The following is a 14,765-nucleotide window of genomic DNA, read 5'->3' on the forward strand; positions in this document are numbered from 1 at the left end:
GTGCACCGTCTGGACCGGATCACACCGCAGGTCCGGCTGGTCGAACTGCGCGATCCGGACGGGCGGGGGCTGCCGCCGGCCGAGCCCGGCGCCCACATCGACCTCCATCTGCCGGACGGGGCAGTGCGCTCCTATTCGCTGTGCGGCGATCCGGCGGACCGCCACGCCTACCGCATCGCCGTCCTGAACGTGCCGGGCGGGCGGGGATCGGGCTTCGTGCATGGCGAACTGGCGCTTGGCGCCGATCTGACCATCTCCCCGCCCCGCAACAATTTCCGCTTCGACGACGCCGCGCACTACCTGTTCATCGCCGGCGGCATCGGCATCACGCCGCTGTTGCCGATGATCCGCAGGGCGGCGGAGCAGGGCGCCGACTGGATCCTGCATTATTGCGTGCGCAACGCCGCGGCGGCCCCTTTCCTCGACGATCTCCGCGCCCTGCCCCACGGCCGCGTCGACCTGCATGCCGCCGACGACGGCCGACGGCTGGCGGTCGACGAGTTGCTGGCGTCCACCCCCGTCGATGTCCCGGTCTATTGCTGCGGTCCGCAGCGGCTGATGGAAGCGGTGGCAGCCGCAGCCCGGCCGGACCAGGATGTCCGCTTCGAATGGTTCACCCCGCGTCCGGAGGCGGTCCGTCGGGACGCCGCAGACGACAGCTTTGAGGTGGTCTGCGCGCGGTCGGGCGTCACAGTCACAGTTCCGGCGGGAACCAGCATTCTGGACGCGCTCTACGCCGCGGGCGTCGAAGTCGACTCGTCCTGCGAACAGGGCATCTGCGGCACCTGCGAAACGACGGTGCTGGAGGGCGAGCCCGACCACCGCGACAGCGTCCTGTCCGACACGGAGCGCGCTGCCGGCAAGACGATGATGCTGTGCGTCTCACGGGCGCGGAGCGCAAGATTGGTCTTGGATGTCTGACACTTCATCACGAAACGACCATTGGGAGGATTCGATGACCGAGGAAGACCTGCGCCAACTTGGGGTGGCGCTTTTGAACAGCCCGGCGGAGGCCATCGTCTATTCCGACCGGGAGGGTCTCATCCGGTTCTGGAATGGGGGGGCAGAACGCGTGTTCGGCTTCACCGCCGAAGAGGCGCTGGGCCAATCGCTCGACATCATCATCCCCGAACGGCAGCGCCAGCGTCATTGGGAAGGCTATGATGAGGTGATGAAGACGGGCGTGAGCCGCTATGGCAGCGGCGACCTGCTGTCGGTTCCGGCATTGCGCAAGGACGGCAGCCGCATCTCGGTGGAGTTCACCATCGTGCCCTTGAAGGACGCGGACGGCGCCATGCTCGGGATGGCCTCCGTCATGCGCGACGTGTCAGCCCGCTTCGAGGAGTTGAAGACCCTGCGCCGGCAGGCGGCCGGGCGCTGATACCTCCCTTCCCCGTTTGGCCCTACCCACCGGCCAGACGGGCGCGCAGTTCGCGCTTCACCACCTTGCCATAGTTGTTCTTCGGCAGGTCCTCGACGAACAGGTAACGCTTGGGCCGCTTGAATCGGGCGATGCTGGCGTTGCAATGCTCGTCGAGGCCGCCGGGCGAGATTTCGCGCCCCGGTTCGGCGACGATGAAGGCGACGACGATCTCGCCCCATTCCGGATCGGGCTGCCCGGTGACACAGACCTCGGCGACGTCGGGGTGGCGCAGCAGCACCTCCTCCACCTCGCGCGGATAGATGTTGCTGCCGCCGCTGATGATGACGTCCTTCGAGCGGTCGCGCAGCGTCAGGTAGCCTTGCCCATTGAAGGACCCCATGTCGCCGGTGAACAGCCAGCCGCCGCGCAGGGCTTCGGCCGTCGCCTTGGCATTGTTCCAGTATCCGGCCATCACCACGTCGCCGCGGCAGACGATCTCTCCCACCTCGCCAACGGGCAGCGGCCGGCCGTCGGCATCCACCACCGCCACCTCGACGCCGCTGCGGGCGAAACCGACCGACCCCAGCACCGCGTCGTCGTCGCTTGCATGGTCGCGGCGCCGCAGCGACGCGATGGTCATCGGCGCCTCGCCCTGGCCGTAGATCTGGGCGAAGACCGGCCCGAAGATCGCCAGCGAGCGGCGCAGTTCCTCCACATACATCGGGCCGCCGCCATAGACGATGGAACGCAGATTGGCCGGCCGCCGGCCGCCGCGTTCCGCCTCCAGCCGCAGCCTCTGCACCATCGTCGGGGCCAGGAAGGCGCCGCAGCCGGGGTGACGGTCGCAGAGATCGAGGAACTCCGCCGGCTCGAAGGCGGAGGAGGCCGGGACCACCTGCCGGGCGCCGCGGGCGACATAGGCCGCCATATAGAGGCCGGAGCCGTGCGACATCGGCGCCGCGTGCAACAGGCTGCAATCCTCGTCCACCGCCTCGACATCGGCCAGATGGGCGACGGTCATGGCCAGCAGATTGCGGTGTGACAGCATCGCCCCCTTCGAACGACCGGTGGTGCCGCTGGTGTAGAACAGCCAGCCCAGCGCCTGCGGATCGGGATTGATCGGCCCGGCCCATTCGTCCCCCGCCGTCAGCGCCGCATAGCCGGCCCCGCCGATGACGATCCGGCGGCAGGACGCCGCAGGCGACCCGTCCAACGCCTGTTCCAGCCCGGCGGCCAGTTTGGGCGAGACGAAGACGGTGGACGCTCCGGAGTCCTCCAGGATCTGCACCAGCTCGCGCGGATGCAGCTTGGCATTCACCGGCGTTGCCGCCATGCCGGCGGCCCAGATGGCGAAGAACAGCTCGACATATTCGGGCACATTCTCCGTCGCGATGGCGATGCGGTCGCCCGGCCGTCCGGCAGCGCGCAGGCCGGCGGCGATCCGCAGCGCGCGAGAGCGAAGCTCGGCAAAGCTGTGAAGCTGCCCGGTGCCGCGGAACACCGCACCGCGGCCGGGGAAACGGGCCGCCGCCTGATCGAGAAGGGAGAAGAGATTCACCAGCGCTGTTCCTTCCTGCCACCGCTTATCCGCCAGGCGCCACCGCGGTCCTTCGACCGGCCAGGGCACGGATGCGTTTTTTAACCTGTTCGTCCAGCGGATTGTAGACCAGAAGACCGAGATCGGGGCGTCCATCGACGGCGAAGGCCGAATATTCCATCTCGATGCTGCCGAGGTCCGGGTGCTGGAGCCGTTTGAACCCTTCGCTCGGCGCGTACACGTCATTCTCGTTCCAGAACCGGGCGAACTCGGTGCTCATCCGGCACAGTTCGTCGACGAAATCGGCGATCTCCTTCACCGCTCCGGCCCGCGCCGCATCGACGCGGAAGGCGCCGACGAGGTGCCGCGCCATGCCCTCCCAATCCTTCTGCTTGGCCCGGATCGCCGGACTGCCGAACACCAGCCGCAGGATGTTCCGCTGATCGGGCGGAAGCGTGCCGTAATCGGTCAGCACCACGGCGGCGGCACGATTCCAGGCCAGCACGTCCCAGGTCGCGGTCTTGATGAAGGCCGGACAGGCGTCGAAGGACTCCAGCAGCCGTTGCAGCCGCGGGCTGACACCTTGCGCCGGCCTGTATCGCATCTCCGGCGGCCGGCCGAGCGCCAGGATGAACAGATGCTCCCGTTCCAGATCGGTCAGCATCAGGCTGCCGGCGATCCGGTCCAGCACGTCGGCCGACGGCGCTCCGCCCCGTCCCTGCTCCAGCCATGTGTACCAAGTCGGGCTGATGTTGGCGCGTTGCGCCACCTCCTCCCGGCGCAGGCCCGGCGTGCGGCGGCGTCCTGAAAATCCGAAGGCTGCCGGGTCCAGCCGCGTCCGGCGGTCGCGCAGGAAGGCGGCGAGCGTGCCGGCCGGACTGGTCTGTCTGGTGTCGGTCTGCATTGGCTGATCCTGGTAGCCGCTATACTAGGAAAACGTCACTACTTTAACAGGATACCACGGCGGGACAGAGTGGGGGCGACGGAATTGGAAAGGTGATTGTCCCATGCGTATTTTCCTCACCGGCGCCACCGGTTTCATCGGTCGGGCCGTGCTGTCCGAACTGCTCCAGGCCGGCCATCAGGTCATCGGCATGACCCGCTCCGGGGACGGCGCCCGCGCGCTGGAGTCCGCCGGTGCCGAGCCGCATCTCGGCACGCTGGAGGATCTTGCGAGCATCCGCGGCGGTGCCGAGAAGGCCGACGCCGTGATCCACACCGCCTTCGACCATGACTTCTCGCGCTTCGCCGAGAACTGCGCAAAGGACGGCCGGGTGATCGGTGCCTTGGGCGCGGCGCTGAAGGGCTCGAACCGGCCGCTGCTGATCACGTCCGGGATCGGCATGGGGGGTGCCGGCCATGGCCGGCTTGCCCGCGAAGATGTCTTCGACGACGGTCACCCCAACCCGCGCATCGCATCGGAACGGGCCGGCAACGAGCTGTTGGACGCCGGTGTCAACGTCGCGGTGATGCGGCTGCCGCAGGTCCACAACACGGAGAAACAGGGGCTGATCACCCCGCTGATCGAAATCTTCCGTGAAAAGGGCGTCGCCGCCTATATTGGCGAGGGACAGAACCGCTGGTCCGCCGGCCATCTGGGGGATGTCGCCCGCCTCTATCGTCTGGCCATCGAGAAGGCGGAGGCCGGCGCCCGCTACCATGCGGTCGGGGAGGAAGGGGTGGAGACCCGCAAGATCATCGAAACGCTGGCCCGCGGCCTGAAGATTCCGGCGGTTTCCATTCCTCAGGACAAGGTGGCCGGGCATTTCGGCTGGATGGCGATGTTCGCGGGCATCGACATGGCCGCCTCCAGCGCCCTGACCCAGCAGACACTCGGCTGGCATCCCGAAGGCCCCGGCCTCATCGCCGACCTGGAGGCGATGCGCTACGCCTGACCGGGCAGAAGGTCATTCAGCGCCTTTCAGATAGGCGCGCGGCGAGGAGCCGAGCACGCGCTTGAACATCGCGGTGAAGGCGGCGGGATTGTCATAGCCGAGGTCGATGGCGACGGCGGTGACGGCTTCGCCCGCCACCAGCCGCGGTAGGGCGGCGGCAAGGCAGGCCTGCTGGCGCCATTCCAGAAAGCTGAGCCCGGTCTCGCGCCGGAACAACCGTGTGAAGGCGCGCCGGCTGACGCCCAACTCGTCGCACCATTGCTCAATGGTTTCGTGGACCACCGGCTGCCGGAGAAAGCGCCGGCAACGCTCGGCCAACGCCTGACTGGTCGGGAACGGGACGGTCAGCGGCTGGGCCGGCAGATGCAGCATCTCGTAGCGGATCAGCGCCATCACCGCGCCGTCGTGGCTGTCCGGATCATAGTCCGCCGGCACATCCACGGCGCGGGCGATCAGGCTGCGGATGAAGGGGGACAGCCCGACGACCTGACAACGGTCCGGCATTCCGCCGGTCAGATCCGGGTCCAGAAACAGGCTGTGGGTGGTCACCGCCCCGAGCATGCGCACCTCATGCATGATGCCGGGCGGAATCCACAGGCCGAAATCGGGCGGCACCACCCAGCGGCCTTGCGGCGTCGACATGATCAGCACGCCGGTGATGCCGGAGATCAGCTGCCCCCGCCGGTGCCAGTGGAGCGGCAGCGTCCCACCGTCCGGATAGTCGTGGGTGGTGGCGAGCAACGGCCGCTGAACGGCATCGATCTCATCGACACGGACATTCCTGACCATGGCCCAGACTCGTAGAAAACTGGCCTGACCGCGGTGGCGGGCCTTCTCAGTCGACCGTAGGCTTACGGTGCAGTCAACGCAACAGTGCCGGGCCAACCGGGCCGCCGATATGCGGTCCGGACGCCTGAGGCGGAGAGAAGAGGGCATGCCCCCGTGACCGATACCACCATGAGCCGGCCCAGCGCCGGCTCGACGGCCTTTTCAATCCTGGCCGCGATCAGCGCCTGCCACCTGCTCAACGACATGATCCAGTCGCTGCTGCCGGCGGTCTATCCGATCCTGAAGGACGAGTTCGGCCTCAGCTTCGCCCAGCTCGGCCTGCTGACCTTCGTCTATCAGCTGACGGCATCGCTTCTTCAGCCGCTGGTCGGACTTTTCACCGACCGCAAGCCGATGCCCTATTCGCTGGTCTTCGGCATGGGCTCCACCCTGCTCGGCCTTCTCACCCTGGCTTGGGCGCCAAGCTTTCCGGCCCTGCTGGCCGGGGGAATGCTGCTGGGCTTCGGTTCGTCCGTCTTCCATCCGGAGGCGTCGCGCATCGCCCGTCAGGCGTCAGGCGGCGCCCATGGGCTGGCCCAGTCGCTGTTCCAGGTCGGCGGCAACCTCGGTTCAGCACTCGGCCCGTTGCTGGCCGCCTTCATCATCCTGCCCCGCGGTCAGGGCAGCCTCAGCTGGTTCGCCTTCGCCGCGCTGGCCGGCATGGTGGTGATGGTGCGGCTGGGAAGCTGGCAGCGCCAAAATGCCAAGCCGCGCAAGGCCGGTGGCCCCGCCACGGCGCGCCATGCCGATCTGCCGGCGGGGCAGGTCGCCCGTGCCGTCGCCATCCTGATCGCGCTGATCGTGTCGAAATACGTCTATCTCGCCAGCATCACCAGCTATTACATCTTCTACCTGATCGACCGCTTCGGCCTGTCCACCGGCGACGCGCAGCTCTGCCTGTTCGTCTTCCTGGCTGCGGTCGCGGCGGGTACGGTGATCGGCGGCCCGGTGGGCGACCGCATTGGCCGCAAGACGGTGATCTGGGTTTCGATCCTCGGCATCCTGCCCTTCACCCTGGCCCTGCCCTATGTCGGCCTGACGACGACGGTGATTCTCAGCGCCGTGATCGGGCTGGCCCTGGCTTCGGCCTTCCCGGCCATCGTGGTCTATGCGCAGGAACTGCTGCCCGGCCGGGTCGGCATGGTGTCGGGCCTGTTCTTCGGGCTGGCCTTCGGCGTCGCCGGCATCGGCGCGGCTGGCCTGGGCGTCGTGGCGGACTGGAAGGGCATCGGCTTCGTCTACACCGCCTGCTCCTTCCTGCCGCTGCTGGGCCTGCTGACAATCTTCCTGCCGAATGTGGAACGCCGGTAGACGGCACCGGGATGAGGGGAGCGCAGGCTCCCCTTTGTCCATCCCCTTTCTCCATCTCGGCCCTCAGGCGTCCTTCCCCAGCTTGTCCAGCGCCTCCAGCGCATCGGCTGGCAGAACCAGATCTGCCGCCGCCAGATTCTCCTGCAGATGCCTGACCGACGAGGTTCCCGGGATCGGCAGGATGTTGGGCGCCCGGTTCAGCAGCCAGGCGAGCGCCACCTGCATCGGCGTCGCCCCGAGCCGGTTGGCGACATCGGACAACAGGCCGGACTGGATCGGCGAGAAGCCGCCGAGCGGGAAGAAAGGCACATAGGCGATCCCCTTGGCGGCGAGATCGTCGATCAGCGCATCGTCCGCCCGATGCACCAGATTGTAGTGGTTCTGCACGCAGACGATCTCGCAGACGCGGCGACCTTCCTCGACCTGCCGCGCCGTGGCGTTGCTGAGCCCGATGTGGCGGATCAGCCCCCGCTGCTGGAGGTCTGCAAGGACGCTCAATTCCCGCTCGACCGCCCCTTCCGCCGGGGCATGCCCATGGTCGCCCCACAGCCGCATATTGACGACGTCGAGCACGTCGAGGCCGAGATTGCGCAGATTGTCGTGCACCGCCTGCCGCAGCTCGTCCGGCGAGGATGCCTGAAGCCAGGAGGCATCCGCGCCGCGCCGGGCGCCGACCTTGGTCACGATCAGCAGATCGTCCGGATAGGGCGCCAGCGCCTCGCGGATCAGCTGGTTGGTGACGTGCGGGCCATAGAAGTCGCTGGTGTCGATGTGATTGACGCCGGCCTCGATGGCATGGCGCAGCACGGCGATGGCCGCGTCTCGGTCCTTCGGCGGACCGAAGACACCGGGACCGGCCAACTGCATGGCGCCGTAGCCGAACCGGCGGACGGCTTTGCCCCCGAGGGTGAAGCTGCCGGATTTGTCGATTTTGGTCTGATCAGTGTCGGACATGATGAACTCCATAATGGCTTCACCAATCTAGCCATCACCCGCCTGTCCGATTAGTCTGCACAATCAGGACAACCCGTGCGGATTTCCGAACAATGCAGCATGAGCTGGGGGACCTGAACGCCTTCGTCGCGGTGGCCCGCGCCCGTGGTTTCCGCGAAGCGGCGAAGGCTGGCAACGTCAGCGCCTCGTCCCTCAGCGAAGCCGTGCGGCGGCTGGAAGGACAGCTCGGCATCAGGCTGTTCAACCGGACCACCCGCAGCGTGATCCCGACGGAGGCGGGCGAGCGTCTGCTGGCACGGTTGGAGCCCGCCCTGCGCGAGGTCGATGCAGCCCTCGACGTGGTGAACGGCTTCCGCGACCGGGTGGCGGGCACCCTCAGGCTCAATGTGCCGGTCAGCGCGGCACGGCTGGTCCTGCCGTCGATCCTGCCGGCCTTCCATGCCGCCTATCCCGAGATCCGGGTGGAGGTGATGGGAGAGGACAGCTTCGTCGATGTCCTTGCCGCCGGATGCGACGCCGGCATCCGCTACGACGACCGGCTGGAGCAGGACATGATCGCCGTTCCCATCGGCCCCCGCCGGCAGCGCTTCGCGACTGCGGCCTCCCCCGCCTACCTCGACGCCCGGGGGCGGCCGGAGCATCCACGCGACCTGATGGCCCACAGCTGTGTGCGGGGACGCTTTGCCAGCGGTGCGATGCCGCTCTGGGAATTCGAGCGCGACGGCGAAACGATCCGCCTCGACCCGACCGGACCGCTGGTGATCGGACCCGGCGGCATCATGGACCTCGCCATCGATGCGGCCGTCGCGGGCGTCGGGGTCTTTCAACTGTTCGAGCAGTGGCTACGCCCGCATCTGGACAGCGGCGCACTTGAACCCGTTCTCGAATCCTGGTGGCCATCCTTTTCCGGCCCATTCCTCTATTACCCCGGCCGGCGTCTGGTGCCGGCCCCGCTCCGGGCCTTCCTGGATTTCATCAGGACCGCTCCCATCGCCTGACAAACCGTCACTCCGCCAGCATGGCCGCCAGCTGCTCGGCGATCTGGTTCGGCGAGAAGGGCTTGCGCAGCAGGCGCACGGCCTCGCCCAGGTCAGGCGTATCGGCATAGCCGGTGACGATCAGCGCGGGCAATCCGGGACGCAGGGTTCGCACAGTGCGCACCACCTCGGCCCCGTTCATGCCGGGCATGGCAAAGTCGGTGACCAGGGCATCGATCTCCGCACCGTCCTGCAGCAGGGCCAGGGCAGTTTCCCCACTGTCCGCCTCGATGACGTGATGGCCCTGGCTTTCCAGCAACGCCATCGTCCCCATCCGCACAATGGCATCATCCTCCACCAGCAGGACGGTGCGGCCTTCGCCGCGCTCGACGTCCGCAGCCAACCGTGCCGGCGGGCCGGTGACGGCCGCCACGCTCGGCAGGTAGAGAGTGATCGCGGTTCCGCCGCCGAGGCTACTGTCGATGTGGACGCCGCCGCCGGACTGGGTCGCCATGCCCTGGACCATCGACAGCCCCAGCCCCGACCCCTTGTCGAGCGGCTTGGTGGTAAAAAAGGGTTCGAAGACATGCGGCAAAACCGCCGGGTCGATGCCGGTTCCGGTATCCGCCACCCGGATCGCCACATAGGTCCCGGCCCGCAACTCCGCCGGCCCGGCTGCGGGTCTGCCCGTTTCTCCGTCGCCGATTTGGGCAACGGAGGCGGTCAGGGACAACCGCCCGCCGCTTGGCATGGCATCGCGGGCATTGATCGCAAGATTCAGGATGGCGGATTCGAGCTGCGCCCGGTCGATCAGCGCCGCCGGAAGTCCGGACGGCACCTGGATCGTGACGCTGATCTGGCCGCCAAGGGAGCGTTCCAGAAGGGAACTCATCCCGGTGAGCAGCTCTCCCAGGTCGGTCGGCTCCGGCATCAGCGTCTGGCGCCGTGCGAAGGACAGCAGCGACTGGGTCAGCCGGGCGCCACGCTCGATGGAACGGTTGGCCGCTTCGAACAGCTCGCGCGGGGTGCCGTCGGGCACCGTTGGGGCCAGGACGGCAAGGCAGCTGACGATGCCCTGGAGCAGATTGTTGAAGTCATGCGCCACGCCGCCGGTCAGCTGCCCCAGCGCCTCCATCTTCTGCGCCTGATGCAGTTGCTCCTCGGCCCGCCGGCGGTCGGCCATTTCCGCTTGCAGGGCCTGCGTCCGCTCGGCGATACGCTCTTCCAACCGGCTGGACGCCTGGGTGATCTCATGAAGATGGCTGCGGGTCCGGTACTGGCGTTCCCGGCTGCGCAGCGCCGCCTGTGCCGCGCTTTGCAGCGCCTCGCGATGCAGCGGCCGGTCCAGCAGCGTGACGTTGCCGAGCGACTGGAAGAACGCCTGCCTGCCCCGTCCGGCCTGCCGGCTGCGCCGCGACGTCAGGATCACGATGGGCAGGTCCGACCAGCGCGGCTGCGCCTCCAGCCACGCGGTCAGCGGGTCGATGTCGGTCAGCACCCCTTCGGAGAGCATCAGCGCCCCGACATCGTCGCCAAGGCGGCGGCAAAGCTCCGGCAAATCGGCGCAGGGCTGCATCGCCAGACCGATGTCGGCCAGGACCGCTCCGATCACCTCGGCATCCCGCCCGTCAGGGGCCAGGACAAGGATGGACCCGCGCATCGGCATCGATCACCCGGCCTCGGCCGAACCGCTGAGCAGCGTCTCCGTCGAACCGTCATATTCCGGCACGCCGGTCAGCACGCCGCGGAAGTCCATCAACTGCGGCCCGACCTGAATCCCGGCCGGGAACAGCCGGAATTCCCGGATCGACAGTTCATGGACACCGGTGCGCTTCTTCACCACCGAAATTGCCTTGCGCACCTCACCCTCGGCCTCGAAGAAACGCAGAAGGACCACCGTGTCGCTCATGAAGGACAGATCGACCGGATTATGCACGTCGCCGATGATGCCCTGCTGCGCCAGGATCAGGATGGTCACCACGCCCTTGTTGTTCAGATAGGTCAGCAGCTCGTGCATCTGGAGCGTCAGCGCCTTTTCCTCCGGCATGGTGCTGAGGTAGGAGTTCAGGCTGTCGATCACCACGATGCGCGCCTTGCGCTCCTCGACCTCGCGCCGGACCTGCCAAGCGAACTGGCCGGGCGACAGGCGGGAGGGGTTGGCGCGCTGCCAGCCGACACGGTCCTGCTGCACCGCTTCCCTGATGTCGATGCCCAGCGCAACACTGCGCAGTTCAAGGGTCTTGAAATTCTCGTCGAATGAGAAATAGGCGGCATGCTCGCCGCGCTCGACCGCGGCAGTGACATATTGCAACGCGATTGACGATTTGCCGACCCCTGATGGCCCCACCAGCATCGTGGTGGTGCCGAGCATCAGGCCCCCGCCCATCAACTCGTCCAGGGCCGGCAGACCGCTTTCCATGGTGATCTGGTCGAAATCACTGTTGTGCTCTTCGGCGATCAGGCCGGGGAAGACCAGCACATTGGTCTTCGTGATGGCGAAATCGTGCCAGCCGCTCTGGTATTCCGCCCCCCGCATCTTGGCGATGCGCAGGCGCCGCCGCGACGAGCCAAAGGTGCGCTCGGTCTGTTCCAGCACGATCACGCTGTGAGCGAGGCTGTGCAGATCGCTCGCACCGTCCTGGTGGGTCAGGTCGTCGAGGATCAGGGTGGTGCAGAGGCGCCCTTGCAGGAACTGTTTCAAGGCCAGGATCTGACGGCGGTAGCCGAGCTGGTCCTGGGCGAGCAGCCGCAGTTCCGACACCGTGTCGATCACCAGCACTTCCGGATTTTCCCGCTCGATCCGCTCGATGATCAGACGCACGGTCTCGCCAAGCTCCACCTCCGACGGGTAGAGCACGCTCTGCTGGCGATCCAGCTGCGCCTCAATGGGCACGATGTCGAAGACCGCGAAGCCGTCGAGCGACCAGCCATGGCTGGCGGCGGTCGATTCCAGCTCCTTGCCGCTCTCCGACAGGGTGATGTACAGCCCCTTCTTGCCGTCGTCGCGCGTCTGGATCAGAAGCTGCAAGGCAATGGTTGTCTTGCCTGTGCCGGGTGCGCCCTCCAGAAGATGTATTCGACCGCGCGGCAGCCCGCCGTGCAAAACCAAATCAAATTCGGGGATTCCAGTCTGCAGTTTCTCAATCGGGATGGGCGTGGGCACCAAAGGCTCCTTAAGGTCCATGTCTTCTGACAAACACGGTGCAGCGGAAATGTTCCGCCGGAGCCTGGGCGCGGCTTAAAATTTGGTGTGGATCACAGGGTAACCGAAGGTGGCTCGGCGGTATCGGTAACCGGGATGCGGGCCTCCCCTTCCGCCGTCGCCAGGCGGCGGCCGAGCGCCGCGGCGAGGCTGCGGGGGGTTACCGGCTTGTGCAGCAGGTCGAAGCCATGGGTGAGCGCGTCGTTCTGCGGCTCCGTGCCGATCTCCCCGGTGACAATCAGGCCGGGGATGTCCGCATCGTACATGTCCCAGACGCGGAGGATCGCTTCCGTTCCGATGCGATTGTCCCGCAGGCGGTAATCGACGACGAGGATGTCGGGCCGGCGGCCGTCCAGCATCAGGCGCTCCACCGCGAGGTCGGTCGAATCCGCGGTGATCACGTCGAACTTCCAGACACGCAGCAGGCTTTCCATCCCGGCCAGCACGATGGGATCGTCGTCCACCACCACCGCCAGCCGCCGCCCCTCTCGCTCCGGCGGTGCCGGCGCCATTTCCACAGGCGCCGCGTCCCCGGATGACGGGGCGGTGGCGCAGGCCTCCGCCGCCAGCGGCACCGCGATGCTGAACAGCGAGCCCTGGCCCGGATGCGAACGTACGGTGACGGGATGGTCCAGCAGGTCGGACAGGCGGCGGACGATGGCGAGCCCAAGGCCGAGGCCCTGGTTGCGGTCGCGCTCGGGGTTGTCGACCTGATAGAGTTCCTCGAACACCCGGTCGATCTGGTCGGCCGGGATGCCGCGGCCGGTGTCGCGGACACCGATCAGCAGACGGTCGGCCGCCACGCTGCAGTCCACCGAAATCGCGCCGCTGTCGGTGTAGCGGATGGCGTTCTCCACCAGATTGCGCAGCATGCGGCCGAGCAGGACCCGGTCGCTGCGGATGGCGGCATGGCAGGGCTGAACCCGCCAGTCCAGGCCCTTTTCATGCGCGACCGGGGCATAGGCGTCGTCCAGGCTCCTCAGCAGGTCCGAGACGCGGAACTCCTCGAACTGCGGCGCCACGATGCCGGCGTCGAGGCGGGAGATGTCGAGCAGACCGTCCAGCAGACCTTTGAGGATCTCCAGCCCGTGCTGGAGCCGCCCGAGTGCATCCAGACCGGGGCCCTCGCCCAGATGCGGGCGGAGCACCTCGGCGAACAGCAGGATCGACTGCATCGGCTGGCGCAGATCGTGGCTGGCGGCGGCCAGGAAGCGGCTTTTGGACCGTCCGGCCTCTTCCGCCGTATCGCGGGCGCGATGGATGTCGTGGATGTCGACGGCCCCGCCGAACCACGCGACGATCCGTCCGCCATGGTGGATCGGGTGGGTCCGGCTGAGGTGCCATCTGTAGGCTCCGTCGGCCCGGCGCAGGCGCAGCTCGTACGAATGCGCCGCGCCGGCGGCAATGGCGGCTTTCCGGACCGCCTGGATGCGCTCGACATCCTCCGGGTGCAGATCACCCATCCGGTTCTCTTCGTTCGTCATGCGGCCGGTGTAGGCCCGGAACGCGGCATTGACGTATTCCAGCGTGCCGTCGGGCCGGTTCACCCACATCATGTGCGGGGCGTTCTCCACCAGCGCGCGCGACCGCTCCTCGCTGGCCCGCAGCGCGGTGGACGCTTCCTCATTGGCCCGCATCTGCCGGTCGAGATCCTCGACCAGCCCATCGAAGGCCAGCCCCAGCCGGCTCATCTCCGGGCCATCCACCGCACCCACGTGGGCGGAGCGGTCGCCGGCACGCCAGCGCTCGGTTGCCGTGATCAGTGCCTCGACCGGCCGATAGATGTGCCGCCTGGCGATCAGGAACGCCGCCAGCAGGCCGAGCAGCAGGGTGGCGGCGATCCACACCAGCGACCGCGTCAGCGCATCGTCGATACCGTTCATCGCCGCGTCATGGTCGATGCCGACCGCAACAAAGATGTGCCGGATCCCGGCCGACAGCGGAACATAGGCGAACACCCGCTCGACCCCGTCGATCCCCATCAGTTGGGCGGTCCCGACCGCATCGGCGTCGAGCAGAGGACGGAAGCGCGGCGGCAGAGCGGTGCCGACGGTCCCCGGCCTCGCTGGGGCATGGGCCAGCACGATGCCGTTGCCGTCGGCGATCATCAGCGCGGCATTGTCGGGAAGCGGGTGTTCGGAGAGATAGCGTTCGAGCCAGCCGAGATCGATCAGCGCCGTAACCACGCCGATGGTCCGGCCGTCCTCACCGGTGCGGCGGATCGGCAAGCCGAACGGCATCGCCGGCTTGTCGTCGTACCGCTGCCGGATGAACTCGCCAACGGTGAAGCCGCCGCCTTCCAGCGCGGAGCGCACATGCATCCGGTCGGCGATGGTCCGCCCGCGCAGAAGCGGGTTGGTGGAACAGAGAATGACCCCGTCCGCGCCGGTGAGGTTGACCGTCAGGTAATCCGGGATCCGCATGGCCGTGCGCGTCAGCAGCGCCTGACATCCCGTCGCGTCGAGGGTCTGCGCCGACGTGGTTTCCGCCAGCAGTTCCAGCATCTGCCGCACGCCTTCGACCAGCCGCTGCTGCTCGCCGCCCAGCAAGCTGAGCAGTTGCTGCGCATGCTCGTGGATCTCACCGGAGCGCTGGCGGCGCAGGTCGATCTGGTTCCAGACCTCCAGCGCGCAGACCGGCACCAGGGCCAGCGTCACGAGCAGCAACAGCCGGGTCAGGAAGCTCATGGCGCTCCTAT

Annotated in this window: 12 protein-coding genes; 5 read left to right on the forward strand and 7 right to left on the reverse strand. The window is 67.5% G+C overall.

The genetic code is table 11. The features are described 5' to 3' along the window. Both VH569_RS14255 and VH569_RS14260 read left to right on the forward strand, forming a co-directional pair. Positions 1-921: a PDR/VanB family oxidoreductase gene (locus VH569_RS14255; protein WP_423315929.1), complete on the forward strand. Its 921-nt coding sequence runs from the start codon at positions 1-3 to the stop codon at positions 919-921. Positions 922-955: 34 nt separating this feature from the next. Continuing rightward, a complete protein-coding gene (locus VH569_RS14260) occupies positions 956-1,381 on the forward strand; it encodes a PAS domain-containing protein (RefSeq protein WP_098738381.1) in 426 nt (141 codons plus the stop codon). 22 nt (positions 1,382-1,403) lie between these two features. Here VH569_RS14260 and VH569_RS14265 read toward each other — a convergent pair whose 3' ends face one another. Next, positions 1,404-2,921 carry an AMP-binding protein gene (locus tag VH569_RS14265; RefSeq protein ID WP_423315930.1) on the reverse strand — a complete coding sequence of 506 codons (1,518 nt, stop codon included), beginning with the start codon at positions 2,919-2,921 and terminating at the stop codon, positions 1,404-1,406. A 25-nt stretch (positions 2,922-2,946) separates the two neighbouring features. Beyond that, positions 2,947-3,804, reverse strand: a complete 858-nt coding sequence (locus tag VH569_RS14270) for a helix-turn-helix transcriptional regulator (RefSeq protein WP_423315931.1) — start codon at positions 3,802-3,804, stop codon at positions 2,947-2,949. Between the two features lie 103 nt (positions 3,805-3,907). Between VH569_RS14270 and VH569_RS14275 the strand changes: the two genes are divergently transcribed. After that, positions 3,908-4,795 carry an SDR family oxidoreductase gene (locus VH569_RS14275; protein WP_423315932.1) on the forward strand — a complete coding sequence of 296 codons (888 nt, stop codon included), beginning with the start codon at positions 3,908-3,910 and terminating at the stop codon, positions 4,793-4,795. Positions 4,796-4,807: 12 nt separating this feature from the next. On the opposite strand, the gene VH569_RS14280 is transcribed toward VH569_RS14275, so the two are convergent. After that, positions 4,808-5,584: an AraC family transcriptional regulator gene (locus VH569_RS14280; protein ID WP_423315933.1), complete on the reverse strand. Its 777-nt coding sequence runs from the start codon at positions 5,582-5,584 to the stop codon at positions 4,808-4,810. A gap of 153 nt (positions 5,585-5,737) precedes the next feature. On the opposite strand from VH569_RS14280, the gene VH569_RS14285 reads away from it, so the two are divergent. After that, entirely contained in the window at positions 5,738-6,934 is a 1,197-nt protein-coding gene (locus VH569_RS14285; protein ID WP_423315934.1) for an MFS transporter, read from the forward strand. 63 nt (positions 6,935-6,997) lie between these two features. Here the strand turns inward: VH569_RS14285 and VH569_RS14290 are convergent, their stop codons facing one another. Continuing rightward, positions 6,998-7,888, reverse strand: a complete 891-nt coding sequence (locus VH569_RS14290) for an aldo/keto reductase family oxidoreductase (RefSeq protein ID WP_423315935.1) — start codon at positions 7,886-7,888, stop codon at positions 6,998-7,000. Positions 7,889-7,980: 92 nt separating this feature from the next. On the opposite strand from VH569_RS14290, the gene VH569_RS14295 reads away from it, so the two are divergent. Beyond that, on the forward strand, positions 7,981-8,886 hold the full coding sequence (locus VH569_RS14295) for a LysR substrate-binding domain-containing protein (RefSeq protein WP_423315936.1): 906 nt from the start codon (positions 7,981-7,983) through the stop codon (positions 8,884-8,886). Positions 8,887-8,893: 7 nt separating this feature from the next. On the opposite strand, the gene VH569_RS14300 is transcribed toward VH569_RS14295, so the two are convergent. From VH569_RS14300 to VH569_RS14310, 3 genes are all read right to left on the reverse strand, one after another. Continuing rightward, positions 8,894-10,525 (reverse strand): response regulator, encoded by a 1,632-nt coding sequence (locus VH569_RS14300; RefSeq protein WP_423315937.1) that lies wholly within the window; start codon positions 10,523-10,525, stop codon positions 8,894-8,896. A 9-nt stretch (positions 10,526-10,534) separates the two neighbouring features. Then, positions 10,535-12,049 carry an ATPase domain-containing protein gene (locus VH569_RS14305; protein ID WP_423315938.1) on the reverse strand — a complete coding sequence of 505 codons (1,515 nt, stop codon included), beginning with the start codon at positions 12,047-12,049 and terminating at the stop codon, positions 10,535-10,537. Positions 12,050-12,120: 71 nt separating this feature from the next. Then, entirely contained in the window at positions 12,121-14,754 is a 2,634-nt protein-coding gene (locus tag VH569_RS14310) for an ATP-binding protein (RefSeq protein ID WP_423315939.1), read from the reverse strand. Between the last annotated feature and the right edge of the window lie 11 nt (positions 14,755-14,765).

Source organism: Azospirillum sp. 11R-A (assembly GCF_049472615.1).
Taxonomy (GTDB): Bacteria; Pseudomonadota; Alphaproteobacteria; order Azospirillales; family Azospirillaceae; genus Azospirillum; species Azospirillum palustre.